The 23,238-nt window shown below is 74.2% G+C and carries 24 protein-coding genes and 2 pseudogenes; 12 read left to right on the forward strand and 14 right to left on the reverse strand.

What is annotated here, in order from left to right:
- Positions 1–282 precede the first annotated feature (282 nt).
- On the forward strand, positions 283–1,035 hold the full coding sequence (locus ABT023_RS06100) for a hypothetical protein (RefSeq protein ID WP_350882208.1): 753 nt from the start codon (positions 283–285) through the stop codon (positions 1,033–1,035).
- Here ABT023_RS06100 and ABT023_RS06105 read toward each other — a convergent pair.
- Positions 984–2,573, reverse strand: coding sequence for a phospholipase D family protein (locus tag ABT023_RS06105; protein WP_350882210.1), 1,590 nt, complete (start codon positions 2,571–2,573; stop codon positions 984–986). The genes ABT023_RS06100 and ABT023_RS06105 overlap by 52 nt on opposite strands.
- Before the next feature lie 145 nt (positions 2,574–2,718).
- Here ABT023_RS06105 and ABT023_RS06110 point away from each other — a divergent pair, with 145 nt between their 5' ends.
- Positions 2,719–2,883: a hypothetical protein gene (locus ABT023_RS06110; RefSeq protein WP_350882556.1), complete on the forward strand. Its 165-nt coding sequence runs from the start codon at positions 2,719–2,721 to the stop codon at positions 2,881–2,883.
- Between the two features lie 19 nt (positions 2,884–2,902).
- Here ABT023_RS06110 and ABT023_RS06115 read toward each other — a convergent pair whose 3' ends face one another.
- Together ABT023_RS06115 and ABT023_RS06120 are read right to left on the reverse strand one after the other, a co-directional pair.
- Positions 2,903–3,889, reverse strand: a complete 987-nt coding sequence (locus ABT023_RS06115) for a pirin family protein (RefSeq protein ID WP_350882212.1) — start codon at positions 3,887–3,889, stop codon at positions 2,903–2,905.
- 10 nt (positions 3,890–3,899) lie between these two features.
- Positions 3,900–4,379 carry a MarR family winged helix-turn-helix transcriptional regulator gene (locus ABT023_RS06120; RefSeq protein WP_350882214.1) on the reverse strand — a complete coding sequence of 160 codons (480 nt, stop codon included), beginning with the start codon at positions 4,377–4,379 and terminating at the stop codon, positions 3,900–3,902.
- Between the two features lie 154 nt (positions 4,380–4,533).
- Here ABT023_RS06120 and ABT023_RS06125 point away from each other — a divergent pair, with 154 nt between their 5' ends.
- Positions 4,534–5,085, forward strand: a complete 552-nt coding sequence (locus ABT023_RS06125; RefSeq protein WP_350882216.1) for a GNAT family N-acetyltransferase — start codon at positions 4,534–4,536, stop codon at positions 5,083–5,085.
- Positions 5,086–5,162: 77 nt separating this feature from the next.
- On the opposite strand, the gene ABT023_RS06130 is transcribed toward ABT023_RS06125, so the two are convergent.
- Positions 5,163–5,750, reverse strand: a complete 588-nt coding sequence (locus ABT023_RS06130; RefSeq protein WP_350882218.1) for a general stress protein — start codon at positions 5,748–5,750, stop codon at positions 5,163–5,165.
- Between the two features lie 223 nt (positions 5,751–5,973).
- Between ABT023_RS06130 and ABT023_RS06135 the strand changes: the two genes are divergently transcribed.
- Entirely contained in the window at positions 5,974–7,818 is a 1,845-nt protein-coding gene (locus tag ABT023_RS06135) for a glycoside hydrolase family 15 protein (RefSeq protein WP_350882220.1), read from the forward strand.
- A complete protein-coding gene (locus tag ABT023_RS06140) occupies positions 7,818–8,597 on the forward strand; it encodes a glucose 1-dehydrogenase (protein WP_350882222.1) in 780 nt (259 codons plus the stop codon). Before ABT023_RS06135 ends, ABT023_RS06140 begins: the two co-directional genes overlap by 1 nt.
- Before the next feature lie 130 nt (positions 8,598–8,727).
- Here ABT023_RS06140 and ABT023_RS06145 read toward each other — a convergent pair whose 3' ends face one another.
- Positions 8,728–10,104, reverse strand: coding sequence for a glycoside hydrolase family 6 protein (locus ABT023_RS06145; RefSeq protein ID WP_350882224.1), 1,377 nt, complete (start codon positions 10,102–10,104; stop codon positions 8,728–8,730).
- A gap of 132 nt (positions 10,105–10,236) precedes the next feature.
- On the opposite strand from ABT023_RS06145, the gene ABT023_RS06150 reads away from it, so the two are divergent.
- Entirely contained in the window at positions 10,237–10,737 is a 501-nt protein-coding gene (locus ABT023_RS06150; RefSeq protein ID WP_350882226.1) for a metallophosphoesterase family protein, read from the forward strand.
- Positions 10,738–10,967: 230 nt separating this feature from the next.
- On the opposite strand, the gene ABT023_RS06155 is transcribed toward ABT023_RS06150, so the two are convergent.
- Positions 10,968–11,567: a helix-turn-helix domain-containing protein gene (locus ABT023_RS06155; protein ID WP_350882228.1), complete on the reverse strand. Its 600-nt coding sequence runs from the start codon at positions 11,565–11,567 to the stop codon at positions 10,968–10,970.
- Positions 11,568–11,770: 203 nt separating this feature from the next.
- Here ABT023_RS06155 and ABT023_RS06160 point away from each other — a divergent pair, with 203 nt between their 5' ends.
- Positions 11,771–12,736: an NAD(P)/FAD-dependent oxidoreductase gene (locus ABT023_RS06160; protein ID WP_350882230.1), complete on the forward strand. Its 966-nt coding sequence runs from the start codon at positions 11,771–11,773 to the stop codon at positions 12,734–12,736.
- Between the two features lie 141 nt (positions 12,737–12,877).
- Here the strand turns inward: ABT023_RS06160 and ABT023_RS06165 are convergent, their stop codons facing one another.
- Positions 12,878–14,155 carry a cation:proton antiporter gene (locus ABT023_RS06165; protein WP_350882232.1) on the reverse strand — a complete coding sequence of 426 codons (1,278 nt, stop codon included), beginning with the start codon at positions 14,153–14,155 and terminating at the stop codon, positions 12,878–12,880.
- Between the two features lie 161 nt (positions 14,156–14,316).
- On the opposite strand from ABT023_RS06165, the pseudogene ABT023_RS06170 reads away from it, so the two are divergent.
- Together ABT023_RS06170 and ABT023_RS06175 are read left to right on the forward strand one after the other, a co-directional pair.
- Positions 14,317–14,564: pseudogene (locus ABT023_RS06170) on the forward strand (Scr1 family TA system antitoxin-like transcriptional regulator); the annotation flags it as partial.
- Positions 14,561–14,740 (forward strand): annotated as a pseudogene (locus tag ABT023_RS06175) (DUF397 domain-containing protein); the annotation flags it as partial. The pseudogenes ABT023_RS06170 and ABT023_RS06175, both read left to right, overlap by 4 nt.
- Before the next feature lie 58 nt (positions 14,741–14,798).
- Here the strand turns inward: ABT023_RS06175 and ABT023_RS06180 are convergent.
- Complete coding sequence (locus ABT023_RS06180) at positions 14,799–16,925, reverse strand: SpoIIE family protein phosphatase (protein ID WP_350882234.1); 2,127 nt, start codon at positions 16,923–16,925, stop codon at positions 14,799–14,801.
- A 211-nt stretch (positions 16,926–17,136) separates the two neighbouring features.
- Here ABT023_RS06180 and ABT023_RS06185 point away from each other — a divergent pair, with 211 nt between their 5' ends.
- Complete coding sequence (locus ABT023_RS06185) at positions 17,137–18,024, forward strand: mechanosensitive ion channel family protein (RefSeq protein WP_350882236.1); 888 nt, start codon at positions 17,137–17,139, stop codon at positions 18,022–18,024.
- 53 nt (positions 18,025–18,077) lie between these two features.
- Here ABT023_RS06185 and ABT023_RS06190 read toward each other — a convergent pair whose 3' ends face one another.
- Positions 18,078–18,452: a DUF6401 family natural product biosynthesis protein gene (locus ABT023_RS06190; RefSeq protein ID WP_350882238.1), complete on the reverse strand. Its 375-nt coding sequence runs from the start codon at positions 18,450–18,452 to the stop codon at positions 18,078–18,080.
- 163 nt (positions 18,453–18,615) lie between these two features.
- Here ABT023_RS06190 and ABT023_RS06195 point away from each other — a divergent pair, with 163 nt between their 5' ends.
- Positions 18,616–19,062, forward strand: coding sequence for a hypothetical protein (locus tag ABT023_RS06195; protein WP_350882240.1), 447 nt, complete (start codon positions 18,616–18,618; stop codon positions 19,060–19,062).
- Between the two features lie 38 nt (positions 19,063–19,100).
- Here the strand turns inward: ABT023_RS06195 and ABT023_RS06200 are convergent, their stop codons facing one another.
- Complete coding sequence (locus tag ABT023_RS06200; RefSeq protein WP_350882242.1) at positions 19,101–19,313, reverse strand: hypothetical protein; 213 nt, start codon at positions 19,311–19,313, stop codon at positions 19,101–19,103.
- Positions 19,314–19,511: 198 nt separating this feature from the next.
- Here ABT023_RS06200 and ABT023_RS06205 point away from each other — a divergent pair, with 198 nt between their 5' ends.
- Positions 19,512–20,699 (forward strand): MFS transporter, encoded by a 1,188-nt coding sequence (locus ABT023_RS06205; RefSeq protein WP_350882244.1) that lies wholly within the window; start codon positions 19,512–19,514, stop codon positions 20,697–20,699.
- Positions 20,700–20,764: 65 nt separating this feature from the next.
- Here the strand turns inward: ABT023_RS06205 and ABT023_RS06210 are convergent, their stop codons facing one another.
- The 4 genes from ABT023_RS06210 to ABT023_RS06225 all read right to left on the reverse strand — a co-directional run bounded on the left by ABT023_RS06210 (position 20,765) and on the right by ABT023_RS06225 (position 23,126).
- A complete protein-coding gene (locus tag ABT023_RS06210; RefSeq protein ID WP_350882246.1) occupies positions 20,765–21,028 on the reverse strand; it encodes a hypothetical protein in 264 nt (87 codons plus the stop codon).
- 111 nt (positions 21,029–21,139) lie between these two features.
- Positions 21,140–21,601, reverse strand: coding sequence for an SRPBCC family protein (locus ABT023_RS06215; protein WP_350882248.1), 462 nt, complete (start codon positions 21,599–21,601; stop codon positions 21,140–21,142).
- A gap of 52 nt (positions 21,602–21,653) precedes the next feature.
- Positions 21,654–22,070: a DUF2795 domain-containing protein gene (locus ABT023_RS06220; protein ID WP_350882250.1), complete on the reverse strand. Its 417-nt coding sequence runs from the start codon at positions 22,068–22,070 to the stop codon at positions 21,654–21,656.
- A 75-nt stretch (positions 22,071–22,145) separates the two neighbouring features.
- Complete coding sequence (locus tag ABT023_RS06225; protein WP_350882252.1) at positions 22,146–23,126, reverse strand: YihY/virulence factor BrkB family protein; 981 nt, start codon at positions 23,124–23,126, stop codon at positions 22,146–22,148.
- Positions 23,127–23,238: the final 112 nt, after the last annotated feature.

Here is a 23,238-nt window from a genome sequence, read left to right on the forward strand (position 1 = left end):
ATTACCGGTTCGCGGGCCGATCGGTCAGTCCGGCGCGGGCCGGACGGGTCACGCCGCGCGACCGTCCGGCGACCGTCCCCGCCCCTGTGGCGAGGTCCGCGCGGGAGGTCAGGGACCGCACGCGGCCGGCCAGCCCGGGCGTGGTGCCCGATCGGCCGATGTGTGCCTGTCCCACGTCAACATGAAAGCCGACAGACGGGCCCGCCTGTCGGCTTTCCGTCCTTGTCCGCCCGAGGGGCCGCCCGTAGCGTCGCGGGGAAATCCCCCTGGCCCGGAGGCAGCGTGCTCGACCCCGCCGATCCGCACCTCGTCGTGCACAGCCGGATGATCTATCTGAGCTGGCTGCCGGCGGACCCGGACGTGATCGCCGCCCTGCTGCCGGCAGGCCTGCGCGCCGAGCAGGACCGCCGGGTCTTCATGAACCAGTACGTGGTCGACGACGAGACCCAGACCTCCGGGTTCGGCGCGTACTCGCTGACCTATCTCGGCGTGTCGGTCGCCGGCCTCGACGCCCCGGACCGCCCCATGGCGGGCGGCTGGTGGACGCACTACCTCTGCTCCAGCCCCCGGGTGCGCGGGTACGCCGCCGCGCGCGGCGCCCCGGTCGCCGCCGGGCGCACCTGGCTGGAGCAGCGGGGCGACACGCTGGTGGCGCAGACCGAGGTCGACGGGGTGCCCCTGATCCGCACCCGGGCCCGGGTCGGCGACACCGGGCACGTCATCCGCAGCGGCCACCACCGCTACCTGACGGGCCGGGGCGACGCCCTGGTCAGCGGCGTCTATCCGTACCTGGCCGAGCCGGTGGCCCCGTTCGAGGTCGAGTCGGTGGACTTCTTCGACCCGGACCACCCGGTCTACCCGCTCCGCCCGGCCAACCCGCTGGTCATCGCCGCCGGCTTCTACTCACCGCGCGCGTCGTTCGCGTACCCAGGCGGGGAGAGCGTGCTCGCCCGCAGCCCGGCGGCGACGGTCGGCCAGGCCGGTCACCAGGTGCCGGCCAGCCGGGCCCGCAGCGGCCTGCCGTCCGGGTCGTAGACCAGCCGGTACGCGGGCAGCGCCCACGCCCGGGTGTACCAGGGCAGCCGCTCCGGCCGGTGCGGGCGCAGCCGGCCCGGCGGCCGGGGCCCGACCCGGCCCGAGTCGTGCCAGCGTTGCAGCGCGTCGGCCGACGCGGTGATCGTCTCGACCGCCGACGCCGGGTCCAGCAGGCCGTCGTCCGCGCCGCCGTCCGGGTCCAGGTCCAGGTGCTCGCGCCACAGCCGCAGTCGCAGCTCCCGGGCGAACAGTCGGGCCCCGTCGCCGAGGCCGCCCGGGTCCAGCGGGGCCCGCTCGTCCCGGGTGTCGTCGAGCACCGCGCAGGACAGCTCGCTGTCGTGGGTCCACGAGCGGCGGTTGAGGTTGTCGCTGCCCACGCTGGCCCACGCGTCGTCGATCACGCACACCTTGGCGTGCACGTACACGGGGTCGCCCGCATGGTTCTCCACGTCGAAGACGTGCACCCGGTCCGGGGCGGCTTTGCCACACAGGGCCAGCGCCTGCTCCCGGCCGACCATGTTCGGCGGCAGGGCGAACCGACCGTCCACGTCCGGGTGCCGTGGGACGACCGCCACCAGGTGCAGGTCCGGGTTGTCGCGCAGCGCCCGGGCGAACAGGTCGGCCACCTCGGTCGACCAGAGGTACTGGTCCTCCAGGTAGATCAGCCGGCGGGCCCGGCGTACGGCCTTGGTGTAGCCGCGCGCCACCGTGCGCTCGCCGTCGGGGGCGAAGGAGTAGCGCGGGCGCACCGCCGGGTAGGTGCGCAGCACCTGGATCCGGTGCGGGCCGCACGGCGGGGGGTCGGCCGGCTTCTCGGGCAGCGGGTCCGGGCGCAGGTCCGAGCCGCGCAGCCGGTCCCGCAGGTACGCCAGCGGATTCTCCGAGTCCAGCGGCATGGGGTCGGTCCACCGTTCCCGGAAGACCGTGTCCAGCGCGCCGACCACCGGCCCGCGCAGGGCGAGCTGCACGTCGTGCCAGGGCGGGGTGTCGCCGTACCGGGGGGACATCCCGACCGCCTGCGGGTCGCCGTGGTGCTCGGCATCGTCCCGGCGGCTGTGGCACAGGTCGATCCCGCCGGCGAAGGCGACGTCCCGCTCGGGGGCGGCGAGATGGCGCAGCACCACCAGCTTCTGGTGGTGCGAGCCGCCGCGGCGGACCCGCTGGTCGAGCAGCACCTCTCCGCCGGCCGCGCAGATCGTCTCGCTGAGGCTGCGGTTCTCGGCCTCGCTGAACGACAACGAGTCCAGGTGCGAGCGCCAGAGCAGGCCCTTGACCACCACGCCGCGCTGGGCGGCGCGGCTGAAGAGCTGGGCCACGGTCGGCCCGTCCGGGCGCATCCGTTCGTCGGGGTCGCCGCGCCAGTCGGTGAAGAAGAGGTGGTCGCCCTCCTGAAGCGCCTCCACCTCGCTGACCAGCCGGTCGAAGTACGCCGCGCCGTGAATCAGCGGCTCGGCGAGGTTTCCGGTCGTCCAGACGGGTAACTCGGAGGCTGGGTTGGCGCGTTCCTGCGCGGTGAGGAACCAGTCCCGCATCGGCACGCTCCATCCTCCCGAGGTCGACGACGTCCTCACGGTAGGCCTCTCGCGCCGGGCCCGCACGCCGGCCGGCACCCCCGGTGACCTGGCCGACGTTTTCCGCGCGACGCCCGACGACCCTGACGCGAAACACCGAGGAGGCCACACGATGCCCATCGAGCAGACCGACGCCGTGACCGAGGACCGCGAACAGCCGGTGGAGAGCGAGCGGGGGGCCCTGGTGGCCGTGTTGGTGATGGTGCTGCTGGGGGTGGCGGGGATCTTCGCGGTCTCCTGCGCCCGCCGGCGGGCGCCACCGGGGCAGCCCCGGTGACGCCCGTCACGTCCTGCGGTCAGGGGCGGTCGCCCTGGCCGCCGGTGTGCGGCAGCCGCTCGGCCGGGACCACCCCGAGCCGGCCGGCCTGGAAGTCCTCGAACGCCTGGATCAGCTCGTCGCGGGTGTTCATCACGAACGGGCCGTAGTGCGCCACGGGCTCCCGGATCGGCCGCCCGCCCATCACGTAGAGCTCCAGGGCGGGGGTGTTGGAGTCCTGCTTCCGGTCGGCGGTGACCCGCAGCGCGTCGCCCGCGCCGTGGGTGGCGAGCTGGCCGGTGTGGAAGGGCCGGCGGTCGGTGCCGACCGTGCCGCGTCCGGCGAGCACGTAGACCAGCGCGTTGAAGTCCGGCTGCCAGGGCAGGGTCAGCTCGGCGCCGGGCTGCACCGTCACGTGGGCGATGCTGATCGGGGTGTGGGTCGAGCCCGGCCCCCGGTGCCCGGCCACCTCGCCCGAGATGACCCGGATCAGCGCGCCGCCGTCCGGCGTGGTGAGCAGCGCCGACTCCCGACCGCGGATGTCCTGGTACCGCGGCGGCATCATCTTCGCCACCTTCGGCAGGTTCACCCAGAGCTGGAGCCCGTGGAAGAGGCCCCCGCTGGCCACCAGGTGCTCCGGCGGCGCCTCGATGTGCAGCAGGCCGCTGCCGGCCGTCATCCACTGGGTGTCGCCGTCGGTGATGGTGCCGCCGCCGCCCTGCGAGTCCTGGTGGTCCATGATCCCGTCGATCATGTAGGTCACCGTCTCGAAGCCGCGGTGCGGGTGCCACGAGGTGCCCTTCGGCTCGCCCGGCGCATAGTCCACCTCGCCCATCTGGTCGAGGTGCAGGAACGGGTCCAGCTCGTGCGTCGGCACCCCGGCGAAGGCCCGGCGGACGGGGAAGCCCTCGCCCTCGTGCCCGCTGGGGGCGGTGGTCAGCCGGCGGACCGGCCGGTAGACAGTGGTCTCGTCGAGCCGGGGCAGGCGGGGCAGGACGAGGACGTCGTCGACGGTGATGGCGGGCATCTCGAACTCCTTATTCGCTCAGGGTGGACGATCCGTCGCGGTCGGCGCGCAGGCGCCGGCCGAGGCGTTCGAAGACCCGGTTCAGGCAGGCGATCTCGGCGTCGTCGAGGTCGTCCATCAGGTGCGTGCGCGCGGAGCGCAGGTGGTGCGGCGCGGCCTCGCGCAGCGCCAGCAGCCCGGCGGCGGTGAGCACCGCCTCGCTGCCGCGACGGTCCGCGGGGCAGGCTTCCCTGGCCACCAGGCCGCGCTTCTGCATCGAGGAGATCTGGTACGTCAACCGGCTGGGTGAGAAGACCAACCGGCCGGCCAGCTCGCCCATCCGCAGCCGCTGCCCCGGTGCCTCGGAGAGCAGGACCAGCACGTGGTAGTCGGCGAAGCTCAGCTCGCTGTCGGCCCGCAGGTCGTCCTCGAGTTGGGTGAACAGTCGCTGGCTCGCCTCGATGTAGGCGCGCCAGCAGGCCATCCGCTCGCCGTCCAGGCTCTCCGTCATGCCGAAACAGTAGCACTCTTTCAAAATTTAACAACCGACTCTTGGCTGCGTTAGGGGTGTGGGCACGTGCATTGGGGTGTGAAGCTTCGGATTTGAAGGGAGGCGGCCGGGAAAACCTCCGGGTGGCCGGGCCGGCGGCGTGCCAGACTGCCCCGTGGACCACGTCGTACTCGCCGCCCCCGGCCTGCTGCTGCGCCCCTGGCGGGCGGCCGACGCCCCCGACGTGCTGGCCGCCCTCGGTGACCCGGAGGTGGCGACGTGGAACCCGCAGGGCGACATGGACGAGGCGCGGGCGCGCGACTGGGTGCGTCGGCGGGCGGACTGGTCGAGCGGCGAGCACATGTCCCTCGCGGTGGCCGACCCGGGCGACGCCGAACTGCTCGGGGCGGTGTCGCTGCACCGGATCGACGGCGGCAACGCCAGCATCGGCTACTGGACCGTCCCCGCCGCCCGGGGTCGGGGCGTCGCCACGGGCTCGGTCCGGCGGCTCACCACCTGGGCCTTCGCGGCGCTGGGCCTGCACCGCATCGAGCTCTGCCACGCCGTGCCGAACGTGGCGTCCTGCCGGGTGGCCGGGCGGGCGGGTTACCTCGTCGAGGGCACGCTGCGCGAGTCGTACCGTTACGGCGACGGCCGCCGCCACGACGAACACCTGCACGCGCGCCTCGCCACCGACCCCGGCCAGGGTGGCCCGGGGATGCCGTGACGGTCTCCCGTCGCGTGGTCCGAGCGGGTGATTCGGGCGGAGCGACAGCCCCGGGGACAGCCCCGGGGCCGTCGGCCTCAGCGGGCCGTCGCGCCCGTGGGCGTCAGGTGCATCCGGCCCAGCAGCTGCCGGGCCTGGTCGGCCTGGTCGGCCTCGACGGTGACCGCGTACTGGCCGGCGCGCAGGGAACTGGCGGAAGCGAAGTCCCGCTGCCCACCGGTCATCGCGTGGGCGACCGCGCCGAACACCGCGCCCCAGATCGCGCCGATCACCAGGCCGACCAGGATCACCGCCACCCAGTTGCCGGCGGTGAAGATGCCGAAGAGCAGCCCGATGAACAGGCCGAACCAGGCGCCGGTGCCCGCGCCGACCAGGGCCGACCGGCCCGTGGTCATCCGGCCCAGCACCGTCTCGACCAGGGTGAGGTTCGTCCCCACGATCGCGGTGCGCTCCACCGGGAACCGGTTGTCGGCCAGGTAGTCCACCACCCGCTGCGCGGACGGATAGTCCGGGTACGACCCGATCGTCACGGTCGGGGCCCCGGTCGGCGGGCCGTGGCCGTCGCCGCCGGGCGGGGTGGGGCGGCCCGCCGGGCCGGACGGGAGGTCGTTTCCGCCCGACGTTCCGGATCGCAGGGTCGCGGTGGGATTCGAGGGCCTGTTCATGAGCATCCTCCTTCGTCGACCTCCCGCCTTCCCCCGGGCGGCGGCCGGTAACGCGCCGCCTTCCCCCGGTCCGGTGGGCCCAGCCGCGATCCGGATGCCCGACGCGCCGGGCCGGTCTCCGGTCGACTCGCCCCGACCGGGAGGGACGACGCGCGGGACCGGTCCGGCCGCATCCGGCGGTGCCCCGACGAATGCTGGTCGGCGCCGCCGGGTAGGCACGGCCGTGGACAGCGGACGGATCAGCGAGCACGGCTTCCTGGCCGACGGCCGCAGCGCGGCGCTGGTCGACCGGGCCGGATCGGTCAACTGGTGGTGCCCGGCGCGGATCGACGCACCGTCGGTCTTCGGGCGGCTGCTCGACGACGACGCGGGCCACTGGTCGATCCGGCCCGACGGCGACTTCACCACCGAACGCTCCTACCTGGAGGACACCCTGGTGCTGCGGACCGTCTTCACCACCCGGGACGGTTCGGTGGCGGTGACCGACACGCTGGCGCTGGAGCCCGGCGCGCGTGGCCACGACATCGGGCTGCACTCGCCCCGGGTGCTGGCCCGGCTGGTGCAGGGCGTCACCGGCGCCGTGCCGGTTCGGCTGCGCTATCGCCCAAGGTTCGAGTACGGCCGGGTCGTCCCGTACCTGGTGCCCACCGACGACGGGGTGGAGGCGACCGCCGGCGCGGCCCGCCTGCGACTGCGCGGCGACGTGCCCGTGCGGTGCGGCGAGGGCGAGGCAGCCGCGACGTTCGTCGTCCGGGCCGGCGAGTCGTACGGCTTCACGCTGGGGTACGGACCGACCTACGACTCCGACCCGCCCGTGACGCCGGACGCGGCACCGACGGTTGCCGAGGCGGTGGCGGGCTGGCGGTCCTGGGCCGGGCTGCATCCGTACCACGGCCGGTTCGCGGAGCAGGTGCGCCGCAGCGCGCTGGTCGTGCAGGGCATGACCTACCAGCCCAGCGGCGCGATCGTCGCCGCGGCGACGACCTCGCTGCCCGAGCAACTCGGCGGGGACCGCAACTACGACTACCGCTTCGTCTGGGTCCGCGACTTCAGCCTCACCCTGCAGGCGCTCTGGCTGGCGGCCTGTCCCGACGAGGCGAACCGGCAGTTCGCCTGGGTGGCTCGCGCGATGGGCCGCATCGGGAACCAGCCGGTGCCCATCATGTACGGCGTGGAGGGGGAGCGGGACCTCACGGAGCACCGCCTCGACAACCTCGCCGGGTACGCCGGCAGCCGGCCGGTCCTCGTCGGCAACGACGCCTGGAAACAGCGGCAGACCGACGTGCTCGGGGAAGTTCTCGACGCGGCGTGGCTGATGCGCCACTACCTCGATCCGATGGACCCCGAGGTGCACCAGCTCCTGCGCGCCCTCGCCGACCAGGTGGTCGCCGACTGGCACCGCCCGGACGCCGGGATGTGGGAGGCCCGGGACGCGGAGCGGCACTACGTCTCGTCGAAGGTGCAGTGCTGGACCGCTCTGGACCGGGCGGTGCGCTTCGGCCCCCGCCTCGGTGACTCCGCCGACCTGGCCCGCTGGGCCGCCGCCCGGGACGAAATCCGCGCGGCGGTACTGGACCGCGGCTGGAACGACCGGCTCGGCGCGTACACCGGGGCCTTCGGCTCGGACGAGTTGGACGCCTCGGTGCTGATCATGCCGCTGGTGGGGTTCCTGCCCGCCGACGACGACCGGATGCGCTCCACCATGGACGTCGTCGAGGCCCGGCTGTCCCGCGACGGCCTGCTGCGCCGCTGGGACGGAGATCCGGCCGGCTTCGTCATCTGCTCGTTCTGGCTGGCCAGCTGCCTGGCGCTGGCCGGGGAGCTGGACCGGGCCGAGCGGATGTTCACGTCGCTCGTCGGCCGGACGAACGACCTGGGCCTGTTCGCCGAGCAGATCGACCAAAACACCGGGGAGCAGCTCGGCAACTTCCCGCAGGCCTTCTCGCACATCGGACTGATCAACGCCGCCGGCTGGCTGACCGAGGCCGGCGAGCGGCGACGCCAGGGCGCGGACGGCCCGCGCCGGACCGTGCCGACAGGCGCGGGGCGAACGGAGGGAGCACGCTGATGACCGGACGGCTCGACGGAAGGACCGCCCTGATCACCGGCTCGGACTCGGGCATCGGCCAGGCCACGGCGATCGAGTTCGCCCGCGAGGGCGCCGACGTGGTGGTGCACTACCTGCACGACCACGCCGGGGCCAACCACACCCGGGACAAGGTGGCGCAGGCCGGCCGGCGGGCAGTGGTGGTGCAGTGCGACATCACCGAGGAGTCCCAGGTCGAGGCGATGTTCGACGAGGCCCTGGCGGAGTTCGGGGCGCTCGACGTGCTGATGAACGACGCCGGGGTGGACGCCTCCGGCATCCCGGTGGCCGACCTGGACACCGAGACCTGGGACCGGGCCATCCGGACCAACGTCTACGGGGCGTTCTTCTGCTCCCGCCGGTTCGTCCGGCACCGCCGGGACCAGGGCGGCCACGGGAAGATCATCAACATCACCTCGGTCCACCAGGAGGTGGCCCGGGCCGGCGGCTCCGACTACGACGCCAGCAAGGGCGCGCTGCTGGAGTTCGCCAAGAGCCTGGCCCTGGAGGTGGCGCCGATGCACCTCAACGTCAACAACATCGGGCCGGGGATGGTGCTCACCCCGTTCAACCAGAAGGCCATCGACGACCCGGCGTACCTCCAGGAGCAGGTGCAGAGCATCCCGTGGAAGCGGGCCGCCCAGCCGGAGGAGATCGGCAAGCTGGCGGTCTTCCTGGCCAGCGACGACGCCGACTACGTGACCGGTTCTACGTACTTCATGGACGGCGGGCTGATGCAGAACCAGGGCCAGGGCGCCTGAGCGCGTCCCCTCGATCGCCGGTGCGCGGGCGCTCCCCGGTCAGCCGTCGACGGCACGGAACCGCGGGGCCCCGGGTGCGGGGCCCCGCGGTCCGGCGGGGGCGACGCGCGTCGGCGTCGCCGTCGCGGGGTCAGGAGCAGGCGGCCCCGTTGAGGGTGAAGCCGACCGGGGTGGGCAGCGTGCCGCCGGAGTAGGTGCCCTGGAAACCGACGCTCAGCGTGCCGCCGGCCGGCAGGCTGCCGTTCCAGGCCGAGTTGCGCACGGTGATCTGCTCGCCGTTCTGGCTCCACTCGCCGTTCCAGCCGCTGGTGAGCCGTACGCCGGGGCCGGCGGTGAAGGCCACCGTCCACGAGTTGAGCGAGCCGCCCCGGTTGGTCACCCGCAGTTCGGCGGTGAACCCGCCGGTCCAGGTGTTCGGGGTGAAGGTGACCGCGCAGCCCCGGGCCGGCGTGGTCGGCGGTGGTGTGGTCGGGGGCGGTGTGGTCGGGGGCGGTGTGGTCGGGGGCGCGGTCGTTGGGGGCGCGGTGGTCGGGACCGGCCCGGCGGCGACCGCCAGGTCGTACGCCCGCTGCGGGACGAACTGGCCGGCCCCGGCGAGGCAGCCGTCGGCCTCCCCGGGCAACTTCACCCAGAGGTACGCGTCGATCGTGCCGTCCCCGGTGGCGGTGGTGCTCGGGGTGCCGATCGCCCGCCCCGGCGGGTCGCACCACTCCGAGCCGGCCGGACCGTTGCCGTTGCGGCTGGTGTCGATCACGGCCTTCAGCCGGGACACGCCGGTGGCGGCGATGACCTGCTTGGCGTACCCGACGGACTCGGCGGTGGTCCGGTAGTTGGAGACGTTGAGCGAGATGCCGTCGGCGCTGTTGGCGACGTCCGCGCCGGTCAGCCGGGCGGCGATGTCGGAGGGGGAGAGCCACGCCGAGTGCCCGGCGTCGAAGTAGACCTTCGCCTGCGCCGAACCGGCCTTGAGCTTCTTGCCGGCGTACGCCATGGACGCCTTCGTCTCGGCCTGCTGGGCGGCGCTCTGGCAACTCGTCATCAGCGGGAGCACGTCCGGTTCCAGCACGATCGAGGCGGGCCGGCCGGCCAGTCCGGCGGCCACCTCGTCGACCCACTGCCGATAGCTGGCGTGGTTCGGCGCACCGCCGCCGCTGGCGCCGCTGCAGTCCCGGTTCGGGATGTTGTAGACCACCAGGATCGGGATCCTCCCCGCCACGGCTGCGGCCCCGACGAACTGGTCCACCTCGGCCCGTACGGTGGAGGTGTTGGTTCGGGTGTACCAGCGGGCCTGCGGGACGGCGGCGATCCGGTCCCTGATCACCGCGGCGCGCTGGTCGCCCGGATTGGCGGCCACCCACTGGGCGGCGTTGGTCTGCGGGTCGACGTAGAACACGGAGTCGGCGGCCACGGCCGGCGCGGATCCGACGAGGCCGACCGCGACGGTGGCGGCGGCGGTGAGTGTGGTCGCGCCGGCGGCGAGGGCCGCGAGCGCCGGTCTGCTTCGCATGGGGCATTCTCCACGGATCGATGGATGTGCGTGGAAGCGCTCCCACGCGTTTCCGTCAAGGTACGCGCCTGTTGCCGACCTGTGAAGACCCGGTCACGCCCCCGCCGGCCCACGGGGGCGAGAATTGCGGGTATGCGCCTGGTGATCACGGCCGACACCCACGTGCCGAAGCGGGCCCGCGACCTGCCGGAGCCGCTCTGGGCGGCGATCGCCGCCGCCGACGTGGTGCTGCACGCCGGGGACTGGGTGGACGCCGCGCTGCTCGACGCCATCGAGGACCGGGCCCGCCGCCTGATCGGCGTGTACGGCAACAACGACGGGCCCGAGCTGCGGGCCCGGCTGCCCGAGGTGGCCCGGGTCGAGCTGGACGGCCTGCGGGTCGCCGTGGTGCACGAGACCGGCCCGCGCGCCCGCCGCGAGGAGCGTTGCGCCGCCGTGTACGCCGACGCGGACCTGCTCGTCTTCGGCCACTCGCACATCCCGTGGGACACCGTCGCCCCGGGCGGGCTGCGGCTGCTCAACCCCGGTTCGCCGACCGACCGCCGCCGCCAGCCGTACGCCACCTACCTGACGGCGCGGGTGGCGGCGGGACGGCTCGACCGGGTCGAGCTGCACCGCCTGCCGCCACGCTGACCTCCCGCTACGGCGGCCGGTCGCTTGTCCGGTGCCGCGGGTGCCCGAGCTGTGCCGGCCCTGCGGGCGCGTCGCCTGCTGGACCTCAACACCCCACCCCGCCGGGGTGGCCGTTGATCGTCTGCTGGTTACGGACGGTTCGATCGGCGTGTCGTGCCGGTGAACAGCAGACGATCAAGGAAGTCGTCCGGAGGCGGGTACGCCGGGCACGGCCCTGGACGACCGTGGGGTCAGCCCTCCGGCGGGTGCTGGGCCTTCGGCCGGGCGCGCAGGTGGGCGCGCTCTCCCTGCCTGCCGAAGAGGCTGAGGAACTCGACCGGCTCGCCGTCGGCGGCCCCGAACCAGTGCGGCACCCGGGTGTCGAACTCGGCCGCCTCGCCGGGGGCCAGCTCCATGTCCCGCTCGCCGAGGACGAGCCGCAGCCGGCCGTTGAGCACGTAGAGCCACTCGTAGCCCTCGTGGGTCTGCGGATCCGGTTCCCGCCGGCGACCACCGCCCGGGATCACCAGCTTGTACGCCTGGATGCCGCCGGCCCGGCGGGTCAGCGGGAGCATGGTCAGGCCGTGCCGGCTGACCGGGCGCAGGTGCACGCGCGGATCGCCGGTGGGCGGTGCGCCCACCAGGTCGTCGAGCGTCACGCCGTGCGCCCGGGCCAACGGGAGCAGTTGCTCCAGGGTCGGCCGGCGGGTGCCGGACTCCAGCCGGGACAGGGTGCTCACCGAGATCCCGGTCGCCGCCGAGAGGTCGGCCAGGGTGGTCTCGCGCTGCCGGCGCAGCGCGCGGAGCCGGGGCCCCACCCCGGCGAGCGCGCGGTCGAGGTCGTCGCCCATGCCGCCAGCTTGCCAGGCCGGCAACGGAGCTTGCGGCCCACCCGGCCGGGCGGGCCCGGTTGCCGGGGCGGGCCGGGGCGGGCCGGGGCGAGGCCGGGCCGGGGCGAGCGCCCCTGCCTGTCCCTCCGCCTGTCCGCCCCCGCGCGCCGGCTGCGCGCGTGCCGGGGCCGGGGCCGGCCGGGAAACGCCCTACCATCACCAGGATGGATGCGGACCGGACACGGGTCGTGGTGGTCGGGGCGGGGATCGCCGGGGTGGCGTGCGCTGCCGAGTTGGCCCGGGCGGGCGTCCCGGTGCAGATCCGGGAGCGTGCCCGGGTGGCGGGCGGCCGGATGGCCAGCAAGCGGTTCGACGGGCGCCCGGCGGACATCGGCGCGGCGTACTTCACTGTCAGCGACCCCGACTTCGCCGAGGTGGTGCGCGGCTGGGCGGCCGCCGGGCTGGCCCGGGAGTGGACCGACACCTTCGTGGCGTACTCCGCGCAGGGCCGGCGCGAGGTCCCCGGGCCGGTGCGCTGGGCGGCTCCGCGCGGGCTGCGGTCGCTGGTCGAGCACCTGGCCGCCGACCTGCCGGTGGTGGTCGACCGGCTGGTGCTCGGCGTCGACCCGGGGCCGGCCGTCGACGGCTCGCCCTGCGCCGCCGTGGCGCTGGCCGTGCCCGGCCCGCAGGCGGCCCTGCTGCTCGACCCGGCGCTCGCTGCGGCCACCGCCGCCGTGCAGGCGCAGCGGTGGTCGCCGACGCTGAGCGCGGTGCTGCGCTTCCCGGCCCGCTCCTGGTCCGACTTCCGCGGCGCGTTCGTCAACGACCATCCCCTGCTCACGCTCGTCTGCGACGACGGTGACCGGCGCGGCGACGGCGCCCCGGTGCTGGTCGCGCACACCACGCCGACGTTCGCCGCCGGTCACCTCGCCCAGCCGACCGGGGCCGGCCGGGCCATCGAGCAGGCCGTCCGTGACCTGCTCGGCCTGCCCGAGCCCGCCGCGCTCGTGCACGTGCACCGCTGGACGTACGCCACGCCGACCGTGCCCGGCGGGGCCGGGACGTACCACCTGGACGCCGACGGCATCGGGCTGGCCGGCGACGCCTTCGGCAAGCCCCGGGTGCAGACCGCCTGGCGCTCGGGCCGCGACCTGGGCCGCGCCCTGGCCACCCGCCTGACCCCCACCTGACCCACCCACCGCCCAGACCCACCCCACCCCACCCCACCCCACCCCGTCCCGTCCCGTCCTCGTCGATCTTGCACTTACGGCCCGCACTCTGTGGCCTTCGCCCGTTATGCCCGGGCCGTAAGTGCAAGATCGCGGGTGGGCTCAGGCGGGGGTGGGAGTGGCGGTGCGTTCGGAGGGGTCCTCGGTGCGTTCGCCCGCGCGGTCGAGGAGCTGCATGACCGGGGTGGCGGCGACCCCGTGCACCACCACCGAGACGATCACCACCAGACCGACCGTGGCCCAGATCAGGTCGGCCTGCGGGAAGTCCGCCTTCGTCGTCGCGTACGCCAGGTAGTAGAGCGAGCCGACGCCCCGGATGCCGAACAGCGAGATCACCCAGTGTTCCGTCGGTCGGCCCGGCGCGCCACGCAGCGACAGCCACCCGGCCAGCGGTCGGACCACGAAGACCAGCGCCAGCCCGACCAGCGCGGCCGGCCAGGTCAGCGGGGCGAGCAGACCGCCGACCACCGCGCCCCCGAAGAGCAGCAGCAGCAGGACGGTCAGCAGCCGCTCGATCTGCTCGGCGAAGTCGTGCAGCACCGAGTGGAACTCGTGGGTCCGCTCCGCCGCCCGGATCGCCCGGGCCGCCACGAAGACGGCCAGGAAGCCGTAGCCGCCGACCACCTCCACCAGCCCGTACGCGAGGAACGTGGCGGCCAGCGCGAGGAAGCCCTCGGCGTGCCGGGCGAGCCGCAGCTTGCTCGGGGCCCGGAAGAACAGCTTGCCGAGCAGCCAGCCGACCAGCAGCCCGCCGCCGACACCGACGGCCAGCTTGTACAGCACGTCCACGGTGAACCAGTCGGCGAACCAGTCCGCCGGGGCGAGGCTGGTGCTGGCGATCGCGATGGCCGCGTACACGAAGGGGAAGGCCAGGCCGTCGTTGAGGCCGGCCTCCGAGGTCAGCGCGAAGCGCACCTCGTCCTCGGAGTCCTCCACGTCGGTCGGCTCGCCGACCTGCACGTCGGCGGCGAGCACCGGGTCGGTCGGGGCCAGCGCCGCGCCCAGCAGCAGCGCGGTGGCGGGCACCAGGCCCGCCCACCACCAGCCGAGCAGCGCCACGGCCGCGATGCAGATCGGCATCGCGATGGCCAACAGCCGCCAGGTGGACGACCACCTGGCCCAGCTCAACGGCCGGTCGATCTTGAGACCCGCACCCATCAGCGCGACGATCACGCCGATCTCGGTGAGGTGGGTGGCGACCTCGGGATGCGCCAGCGGGTCCGGGCTGGGCAGACCGGTGGGCAGGATGAAGATCAGCATGCCCAGGCCGAGGAACGCGATCGGCATCGACAATGGCCGGCGCTCCAGCAGCCGGGGGAGGATCCCGGCGAGCAGGGCGCCCAGCCCCACCACCGCGAACGCGACGTCTACCGGTTCCACCGCACCACCTTTCGCGACCTCGCCCACGGCCGTGGGCAGGTGGTGACGGACCTTGCCCCGTCGGCGGTCCCGGTATGCGTGCCGCCCGCAACTGATCCGCCGGCCCTGCCGGCGCGCAGCCCGACCAGCTCCTCCACCCGACCAAGGTCATCGATCCCTCGCACGTGCGGAATCTCGTGGTGCCGGAGGGCGCCGAGATCTACTCTGGACCGCGGGACGGCTCCGTTCTGGCCACCCCGGCGGACGGTCCGGTGGTCGCGCACCTCGATCACCAGGTCCGGAGGCGCGTGGTGGCCCAGGCGGACGACCTTGTCGCACTCCGGCGCACGTAGGAGATCGTCCGGGGCGAGGACTCTCGCGGCGGCAGTCACTCGATCTGATCAGGGAGGCGGTGCAGGCATGGACGTGACCGGGGCCCGGTGGCACAGGTCGACCCGATCCGGTATCAACGGAGGGTCCTGCGGCGAGGTGGCGGAAAACCTGCCCGGCATGGTCCTCGTCCGGGACGCGAGGGGTCGGAACGGCGGGACGCTGCGGTTCGACCCGGGATCGTGGCAGGCGTTCGTCGACCTCGTCAGGCGCCACCGTGCTCTCGGTGGCCGTACGTCCCCTCCCGACCGGTCCGCCCGCCGCCGACGCCCGGCTACCCCGACGGGACGAGGATCTCGAACCAGACCGTCGAGCCGCGCACGGTCGGGTCGGTGCCCCAGGCGTCGCTGAGCTGCTCGATCAGGCCGAGCCCGCGGCCCCGACTGCTCAACGTGTCGGTGCGGGCCCGGCTCACCGTGCCCCGGGTGCCGGAGTCGGCCACCGACACCAGCAGCCGCTCCGGGCTGAGGTCGATCTCGACCCGGGCGGCGGTTCCGGCGTGCAGCAGCGCGTTGGTGGTCAGCTCGCTGGTGCACAGCACGGCGGCCCCGACCACCGCCTCGGGCACCTGCCAGCCGGTCAGCTGGGCCGTCAGCCAGTGCCGCACCCGGCTCGGTGCGGTCGGCTCCGCCGGCACCTCCATGCTCGCCGAGCGGCTCGGCATCAGCGCGTGCTCCACCGCCAGCACCGCGACGTCGTCCTCGGTGGCGCCTTCCACGGCGGCGGTCGCGACCGCGCACAGCGCCCGCGGGTCGCCGCTGGGGGCGCCGGCCACAGCGGCGGCCAGGTCGTCCAGCCCGGCGGTCAGGCTCTGCCACCGCCGCTCCACCACCCCGTCGCTGAACAGCAGCAGGGTGTCCCCCGGGGCGAACGGGGCCGTGGTGGTGCGCGGAGCGCAGCCCAGGCCGAGCGGGGCCCCGGGCGGCACGTCCAGGTACCGCGCCACCGGCTCGCCGTCGGGGCCGGCGCGGCGCACCAGCGGTGCGGGGTGCCCGGCGCTGGCCAGGGTGAGCAGCTCCCGCTGCGTGTCGACAACCGCGAAGACCACGGTCACGAACAGCTCGTACGTGCCGGTCTCGGTACCGAGGCTGCCCACCAGGCGGTCCAGCCCGGTGAGCACGGCGTCCGGCCGGGGGTCGGCCAGGGCCAGCGCGCGCAGCGCCGCGCGGACCTGGCCCATCCTCGCCGCCGCCTGCACGTCGTGCCCGGCCACGTCGCCGAGCACGATGCCCAGCTCGCCGGTGGGCAGCAGGAACGCGTCGTAGAAGTCCCCACCGGCGGCGTTGCCGTCGACGCCGGGGTCGTACCGGGCGGCGATCCGCAGCCGGGGCAGGTCCGGCAGGCGCTCGGGCAGCATGCTGCGTTGCAGGAGTTGGGCGGTGCCGTGCTGGGTCTCGAATCGGCGGGCGCGCTCGGCGGCCTGACCGATCAGCTCGGCCGAGGCGGCCAGCAGGGCCCGTTCGGCGGCCGGCCACGGGTGGGCCTCGTGGTAGCCCACGGTCAGGCCACCGCGCAGGGCCGACGTCCGCAGCGGCTGGGCGGCCAGCGCCCGGACCTTCTGGTCGTGCCGGTCCACCGCGATGTCCCGCAGCGGCTGCCCGTCGCCGACGAACTGGGGCACGCCACTGCGGGCGGCCACGACCAGCGGCCCGGGGGAGTCGGCGGGCGAGCGCCGCCAGAGCGGGGGCAGCCGCTCGTCGGCCTCGTCCAGCAACTCGCCGCGCACCCGCCGGACCGTGCGCCAACCCGCGCCGTCGTCCACGCCGAACGTGACCCGGTCGGTGTCGAACGCGGTCAGCAGGTAACGCAGGGCGACCCGGGCGACGTCGTCCAGGGTGAGCGTGCCGGCCAGCGCGGCGGCCACGTCGCTGAGGCTCTGCAACTGCTCGGTGACCTGGCTGGTCTCGGCGGCGACGGTCAGCACCCCGACGATCCGTCCGGCGCTGTCCCGCACCGGGGAGTGGCCCCGGGTGAACACGGCCTGCTCGCGGGAGCCGGGGCGGTGCCGGTCGAACGGGAGCGCCGCCTCCTTCTCCAGGGACGACTCGCCCTGCCGGTAGGCGCGGTCGATCACGTCGCCGACGCCCGGCTCGGCCCACACGTCGGCGAACACCTCGGCTGCCGGCCGGCCCACCGCGCCCGGGTGGCGGTCGCCGATCAGCGCCGCGTAACCGTCGTTGTAGAGCAGTAGGTGGTCGTCGCCGTACGTGAACGCCATCGGCACCGGCGAGGCGAGGATGAGGTCCACCACCCCGCGTAACCCAGGGTCCCAGCCCTGGGGCGGGCCGAGCGCCGTGCCGGCCCAGGGATGGCCGAGAACGACGCTCGCCGCCCCGGAGGCCCCTGTCTCCGACGCGGCGCGCGTTGCTGGCGTGGGTACTCGCCCGACCGTGCCTGGCATGCCCGCAGCCTAGCCGGAGCGCCCTGACGGCTGCCCGATCGCGTGCCGGGGCGGCGGCGCGCGGCGCGTCGTCGCCCGCTCCCGGTACGCATCAGTGCAGGTCAGGGTAGTTCTGGACGGAGATGCCGGGAAAATCGTTGCCCGTGTCGCGGCGTGCTGTCAGGCGGACCGGGTATGCGCGCGCCGAAGTCCATGCGACAGGAGGGACACCATGCAGAAAACCCTCGCGGTCGGGCAGGTAGACATCGGGACCGCCCTGACCGATATGTGGAGGTCGGTGCTGCTCTTCATCCCGAGGGCGATCGCGTTCATCGTGATCCTCGTGGTGGGGTGGCTCATCGCCAAAGCGGTCCTCAAGATCGTGGACACGGTACTGGAACGGGTGGGGTTCGACCGCGCGGTCGAACGGGGCGGCGTGAAGCGCGCGCTGGAACGCACCAAGTACGACGCCAGCGACATCCTGGCGAAACTGGCGTACTACGCCGTCCTGCTGTTCACCCTGCAGTTCGCCTTCGGGGTGTGGGGGCCGAACGCGATCAGCGACCTGATCCGGGGCGTGGTCGCCTGGCTGCCCCGGGCGTTCATCGCGATCATCGTCGTGGTGGTGGCCGCGGCGATCGCCAACGCGGTGCGCGACCTGGTCACCGGCTTCCTGGGCGGGCTCTCGTACGGTCGGGTGCTGGCCGACGTGACAGCGATCTTCATCCTGGCGCTCGGCGTCATCGCGGCGCTGAACCAGGTGGGCATCGCCACCACCGTCACCACTCCGGTGCTGATCGCGGTGCTCGCCACGGTGGCCGGCATCCTGATCATCGGGGTCGGCGGCGGCCTGGTGCGGCCGATGCAGAACCGCTGGGAGGGCTGGCTCAACCGGGCCGCCGAGGAGTCCCGGGCGTTGCGGGCGCACCGCCAGGCCCAGGCCGCCGGCCGGGGCGACGTCGAACGCCAGATGGCCGACCGGGCGGGCGCCGAGCGCACCCAGGCCATGCCCCAGCCCGAGGGGTCGATGTCCGGCGCTCGCGGCGGGCAGCAGGGCGCGTACCGCTCCGGCGGCACGCCGGGGGACGAGACCCAGCAGTTCGGCCGCCCGGGTAGCTGACGGGAGGAGCACGGGGAGGGGGTCCGCGCGGGCCCCCTCCCCGCTCGCGTACGTCAGAGGGTGGGCAGCGGCGCCGGGCCGGTCTCCAGCGAGCGGGCCAGGGCGCACACCGCCAGCAGGCGGGCCAGCGTCCAGTCGGGCTGCGACCAGTCCGTCGACCGGGTGGGCGGCTGCCAGCCGTGCTCCCGCGCCGCGTCCCGGACGCCCTCGGCGTACCCGGCGAGCGCGGCCGGGCTCAGCGGCCGGCGATCACCGTCGAGGCTGTCCCGAACGGCCGCGGCGTGCTGGTCGATCTCGGCGAGCAGCCCGGGCCGGGCCGTCGCCGCGGTGAGCCCGGCGGTGCCGATCGCGACGGTCAGCCGGGTGAGGACGGTGTTGGCGGAGTCCGCTGCGGAACGGCTGACCACCTGGTTCGACGGCACGCGCATGAGAAGCGAGGTTAACCGTCGGGTAACCCGGGCGGAGTCGGCCGCTCGGCCGGTGCCGGGTCATCCGCCCATCGGCCGGCATCGGCCGGGGGGATTGACCCGGTCGCGACGGGGCAGAAGGGAGGACGCGCGTACGCCGCGCGGCCGACACGTGGAGGGACGGATGGGACACCAGGACGGACCCGACGAGCAGCACCGCCGCCCGCCGGGGGTGAGCGACGCCGCCGTCGTGGCGCTGGGCAGGCTCAGCGAGGCGCTGGAGACCGTGGAGCGGGCCCGCGGGCATCTCTACTCGATGCACCAGCTCATCGGCCACGCCGACCTGATGCTCGACGACGCCGTGGCGAAGTTCCGCGCGGCCGGGCACGACGCGATCGCCGATCGGATCGCCACCGATCTGCTCGGCCGAAACGTGATCGCCGGCCGGTGGACCTTCCAGATCGTCGAGGACTTCGACGACGGGTACCACGCGCTGTTCCGGGACCTCGACCGCCGGGCCCGTGAGGAGCTGGTCGGCGGCCGGCGGCACCTGTACGAGGCGGAGATGAAGGAGCGGCGGCGCACCCGGGGTCGAGCCGGGCACGAGGCGCGGCCGGACGCCGAAGGCTGAACCCGCGCCCCGAGCAGGGGCACGGGGCCGGCCGAGGGCTAGTCGGAGGAGGGCGCGCCGGCGGGGCGGCGACGCGAGGCGTCGTCCGCGACGATCACCGTGGCCACCATCAGGGCGACACAGAGGCTGAACAGCCAGGAGTCGTCGGTGGCGAACTTGGCTGCCACCGGCGCCTGGACGGCGGCGAGGAGGAAGCCGAGCCAGGCGAGGCGGCGTTGACGAACGGTGAGAAACCCGGATGCCTGCTGCATTCCGAAAGTCTTACGCGGCACCCGCCGATCGCCGTCACCCGATCGGTCGATTCTGGATGACCTGTCCGCCTTCACGGCCACCCGTACCGCGCTTTTTGTCGTTTCGGGGGTAGTGGTTGCCGCGGGTGTTTGTTACCGGCGGACGTGGCCCCGACCGGCCTGGGCGGGTCGGCCTGGGGTGGGGCAGGATGGGCGGCCGTGTCCACCCCCGCCCCGCCCCGCGCCTCGCTGCTCCTGCTCGCCTACCTCGCGTTCGTCAGCCTCGGCCTGCCCGACGGGCTGATCGGGGTCGGCTGGCCGTCCATCCGGGCGGACTTCGACGTGCCCACCGAGGCGGTCGGCCTGGTGCTCACGGCCGGCACCGTGGGCTACCTCACCTCCAGCGTGCTGGCCGGGTTCACCCTGGCCCGCCTCGGCGTCGGTCGGCTGCTGGCCGGCAGCACCCTGCTGGCCAGCCTGGCCCTCACCGGCTACGCCACCAGCCCCGTCCTGGCCGTCATGACGGCCTGCGCGCTGGTGCTCGGGCTCGGCTCCGGGGCGATCGACTCCGGGCTCAACGCGTACGCGGCCGGGGCGTTCGGGCCGCGCCACATGAACTGGATGCACGCGTTCTTCGGCCTCGGTGTGGCCATCGGCCCGCTGATCATGACCGGGGCGCTCGCCAACGGCCTCTCCTGGCGCTGGGGGTACGGCCTGGTCGCCGCCGCCCAGCTCGCCCTCGCCGCCGCGTTCGCCCTCACCGTGCGGGCGTGGCGGGAACGGGGTGCGGGCGGGCCCGGATCACCCGACCCCGGGCCGCAGGAGGCCGCCGCCCCGGTCCGGGTACGCGAGACCCTGCGACTGCCGGCCGTCTGGCTGGGCTCGCTCGCCTTCGCGGTGTACGTCGCGATCGAGATCGCCGCCGGGCTCTGGGCGTTCCTGCTGCTCACCGAGGGGCGAGGGCTGACCGCCGGGGTGGCCGGCGTCTGCGTCTCGGGCTACTGGGGGAGTCTGTTCGTGGGGCGGGTGGTCCAGGGCATCGGGTCCGAACGGCTCGGCGCCGCGAAGGTGCTGCGCGGGAGCCTGCTCGGCATGGTCGCGGGCACCGCGCTGATCGCCCTGCCCGCCCCGGCCTGGGTGGCGGTGGCCGGCCTGCTGGTGCTGGGCTTCGCCGCCGCGCCGGTGTTCCCGCTGCTCATGCTCACCACCGCCGAGCGGGTCGGCGCCGCCCACGCCGACCGGACCATCGGGGTGCAGATCGCCGTCGCCGGGCTCGGTGGCGCGCTGGTGCCCACCGGGATCGGCGTGCTGGTCAGCAACACCTCGGTCCAGGCCCTCGGGCCCGCGCTGACGGTCCTCGCCGTGGTGCTGTTCGCCCTGCACGCCGCCACCACCCGGCGGCGCTGACCCGCCGACCACGCGCGGTTGGCGCCGACCCGCTCGCTCGTCGTCCGGGGCGGGGCGGCTGGGCATCACATGTTGTCCGGGCCGGTCCGTCCCATGGTCGACGCCCGGTACGCCCGGTCGGCGTCCGTGCGCTCGCGCTCCCGCTCGGCCGGCGCCGCGCCGCGGTCCACCGCCTCCGGGCCGTGCCCGAAGGTGGCCTCCTCGCCGGCGTCGTTGGCCGTCACGTCGTCGGACTGCCCGTCGAGCGTCGACCGGGCGATCGCCCGGTCCAGGTCCTTCAGCGGGAGCCGTTCCTCGTCACGCCACACGTGGCTGTCGTTGTCGGTCATGCTGTCGCGGTACCCGGGGCGGGTGATCGCAAACGGCCGCGCCGCCGCCGTACCCGGACACGATGATGGCCGCCGGAAGCCGGCGGCCATCGTCAGCGCGTGTCCGGGGGATCAGGGCTGGGGGCGGTCGACGGCGCCCCGCCAGGCGCCGGTCTCCTGACCGCGCCGCTCGATGAACTGCTTGAACCGCTCCAGGTCGCCCTTGGCCCGGCGGTCGACGACGCCGAGCTTGTCGCCGGCCTGCTCCACCACGCCGTGCGGCTCGAACTCGAGCTGGAGGGTGACCCGGGTCTTGCCCTCGTCCAGGCGGTGGAAGGTCACCACGCCGGCCTGCTGGGTGCCGCCGGTGGACCGCCAGGCGACCCGCTCGTCGGGCAGCTGCTCGGTGATTTCGGCGTCGAACTCGCGCTTGACCCCGGCGATCTCCACCGTCCAGTGGGTCTTCGTGTCGGAGACCTGCCGGACCTCCTGCACCCCCTCCATGAAGTGCGGGAACTCCTCGAACTGGGTCCACTGGTCGTACGCGGTCCGGATCGGGACGGACACGTCAACGTGTTCGGTGACACCACTCATCGACAATCCTCCTCAGTGCGCCGGTGCGTCGCCGGATCGTGGGCCGATCCGGTCACCAGCGCGTCGTCTCGTTCTTGTGCCCGAGGGCGGCCCACACCTCGGAGATCGTCTGGTAACGGGTGCCCGGCGGCAGGCCCTCCAGGGCGGCGACGATGTCGTCGGGCGCGTCGTTGTCGCGCGCGTTCGCGACCAGCGTGTCCCGGTCGCCGGGCAGGGCGGTCATCGTGATGAACCGCCCGAGCCGGCTGCGCGCCTCCACGTCGGAGGAGCTCATGCCCTGCGGGGAGCCGGTGCGCAGCTCGCCGGCCGGCGCCGTGGTCGGCTCCGGCTGGTCCTCGCCCGCGGGCTCGGGCTGCCGGGACTCGTCGACCCGCGAGCCACCGGTCCCCGGGCCCTGGACCAGGCCGCTGACCTCCTGGCTCATCTGCTCGTCGACCCTCGGGCTGTGCTTGCTGCTGCCACGTTCCATGCCTCCTGCGCTACCCGAGGGGGCCGCCGGTAAACCGAAGGGGACGCCCGGAAGGCGGCAGAAGGCGGCAGACGGTCACGAATCGGCCGGTGACCGGGGTTGCAGCACCGGCTCGCCCGGGTCGGGGTCGCCGGCCTGAATCTGCCGGCCCCGCTGCAGCTCGGCGTTGATCTGCACGCCGAGCATCAGTGCGCAGTTCGACAGGTAGAGCCAGACCAGGAACGCGATGACCGCGCCGAGGCTGCCGTAGGTGACGTCGTACGAGCCGAAGTTCGCCACGTACAGGCCGAAGCCGAAGGAGGCCAGCGCCCAGGAGACCAGGGCCACCGTTCCACCCGGGGTGAGCCAGCGGAACCGCGGCTGGCGCACGTTCGGGGCGATCCAGAACAGCAGCGACAGCAGCCCCATCATCACCATGGCCAGCACCGGCCACTTCGCGACGCTCCACACCGTCCGGGCCAGCCCGCCGGCGTTGACCAGGTCGCCCACCGCATCGGTGACCGGGCCGCTGACGATCAGGCCGGTGGCCACCACGGCCAGCAGCACCAGCGTCACGGCGGCGAGGCCGATCTGCAACGGGCGCAGCCTCCAGACCGGCCGCCCCTCCTGCACCCCGTAGATGGCGTTGGAGGCCCGGGTGAACGCCCCGATGAACCCCGACGCCGACCAGAGCGCGCCGAGCAGACCGAAGCTGAGCAGCACCTTCGCGCCGCTCTGCTGGTCCACCACGCCCCGTACGACGCTCACGAAGCCGTCGTTGCCGACCACCGACCCGGCCCCCACCTCGCGGGCCAGGTCGATCACGGTGTCCACCGTCCGCTCGCCGTCGGAGACCAGCCCGACCAGGGCGACCACCACGATGGTGGACGGGAACAGCGCGAGTACCCCGTAGTAGGTGAGCGCGGCGGCCCAGTCCGCGCAGTTGTCCTTCACGAAGGCCCGACCGCTGCGCACCAGCACCCCGCGCCAGGTGTGCCAACTCAGCTGGCGTACCCGCCGGGGGAGCCGCAGCGGCCCGGGGGGAGGAGCCGTGCCCGGTTCCGTCGTCGCTGTCATGACTGCCCCCTGCGCCCCGGCGGCCCGGGTGCCGGCCACCCCGTTGCTCGCCTGGCCCCGCCCGTACCCAACCCCAAAACTCACCAAACCCGCCCCTCCTCCTGTGCGCGCA

Origin of the sequence: Micromonospora sp. NPDC002296, from assembly GCF_040296145.1 — a bacterium.
Classification (GTDB): domain Bacteria; phylum Actinomycetota; class Actinomycetes; order Mycobacteriales; family Micromonosporaceae; genus Micromonospora.

What these genes read in the sequence shown, in the direction of transcription:
- ABT023_RS06110 (WP_350882556.1), top strand. Translation starts at nt 2,719, where the DNA reads ATGCCCATCGAGCAGACCGACGCCGTGACCGAGGACCGCGAACAGCCG.
- ABT023_RS06115 (WP_350882212.1), bottom strand. Translation starts at nt 3,889, where the DNA reads ATGCCCGCCATCACCGTCGACGACGTCCTCGTCCTGCCCCGCCTGCCC.
- ABT023_RS06120 (WP_350882214.1), bottom strand. Translation starts at nt 4,379, where the DNA reads ATGACGGAGAGCCTGGACGGCGAGCGGATGGCCTGCTGGCGCGCCTAC.
- ABT023_RS06130 (WP_350882218.1), bottom strand. Translation starts at nt 5,750, where the DNA reads ATGAACAGGCCCTCGAATCCCACCGCGACCCTGCGATCCGGAACGTCG.
- ABT023_RS06140 (WP_350882222.1), top strand. Translation starts at nt 7,818, where the DNA reads ATGACCGGACGGCTCGACGGAAGGACCGCCCTGATCACCGGCTCGGAC.
- ABT023_RS06145 (WP_350882224.1), bottom strand. Translation starts at nt 10,104, where the DNA reads ATGCGAAGCAGACCGGCGCTCGCGGCCCTCGCCGCCGGCGCGACCACA.
- ABT023_RS06150 (WP_350882226.1), top strand. Translation starts at nt 10,237, where the DNA reads ATGCGCCTGGTGATCACGGCCGACACCCACGTGCCGAAGCGGGCCCGC.
- ABT023_RS06155 (WP_350882228.1), bottom strand. Translation starts at nt 11,567, where the DNA reads ATGGGCGACGACCTCGACCGCGCGCTCGCCGGGGTGGGGCCCCGGCTC.
- ABT023_RS06160 (WP_350882230.1), top strand. Translation starts at nt 11,771, where the DNA reads ATGGATGCGGACCGGACACGGGTCGTGGTGGTCGGGGCGGGGATCGCC.
- ABT023_RS06180 (WP_350882234.1), bottom strand. Translation starts at nt 16,925, where the DNA reads ATGCCAGGCACGGTCGGGCGAGTACCCACGCCAGCAACGCGCGCCGCG.
- ABT023_RS06185 (WP_350882236.1), top strand. Translation starts at nt 17,137, where the DNA reads ATGCAGAAAACCCTCGCGGTCGGGCAGGTAGACATCGGGACCGCCCTG.
- ABT023_RS06190 (WP_350882238.1), bottom strand. Translation starts at nt 18,452, where the DNA reads ATGCGCGTGCCGTCGAACCAGGTGGTCAGCCGTTCCGCAGCGGACTCC.
- ABT023_RS06195 (WP_350882240.1), top strand. Translation starts at nt 18,616, where the DNA reads ATGGGACACCAGGACGGACCCGACGAGCAGCACCGCCGCCCGCCGGGG.
- ABT023_RS06200 (WP_350882242.1), bottom strand. Translation starts at nt 19,313, where the DNA reads ATGCAGCAGGCATCCGGGTTTCTCACCGTTCGTCAACGCCGCCTCGCC.
- ABT023_RS06210 (WP_350882246.1), bottom strand. Translation starts at nt 21,028, where the DNA reads ATGACCGACAACGACAGCCACGTGTGGCGTGACGAGGAACGGCTCCCG.
- ABT023_RS06215 (WP_350882248.1), bottom strand. Translation starts at nt 21,601, where the DNA reads ATGAGTGGTGTCACCGAACACGTTGACGTGTCCGTCCCGATCCGGACC.
- ABT023_RS06220 (WP_350882250.1), bottom strand. Translation starts at nt 22,070, where the DNA reads ATGGAACGTGGCAGCAGCAAGCACAGCCCGAGGGTCGACGAGCAGATG.
- ABT023_RS06225 (WP_350882252.1), bottom strand. Translation starts at nt 23,126, where the DNA reads ATGACAGCGACGACGGAACCGGGCACGGCTCCTCCCCCCGGGCCGCTG.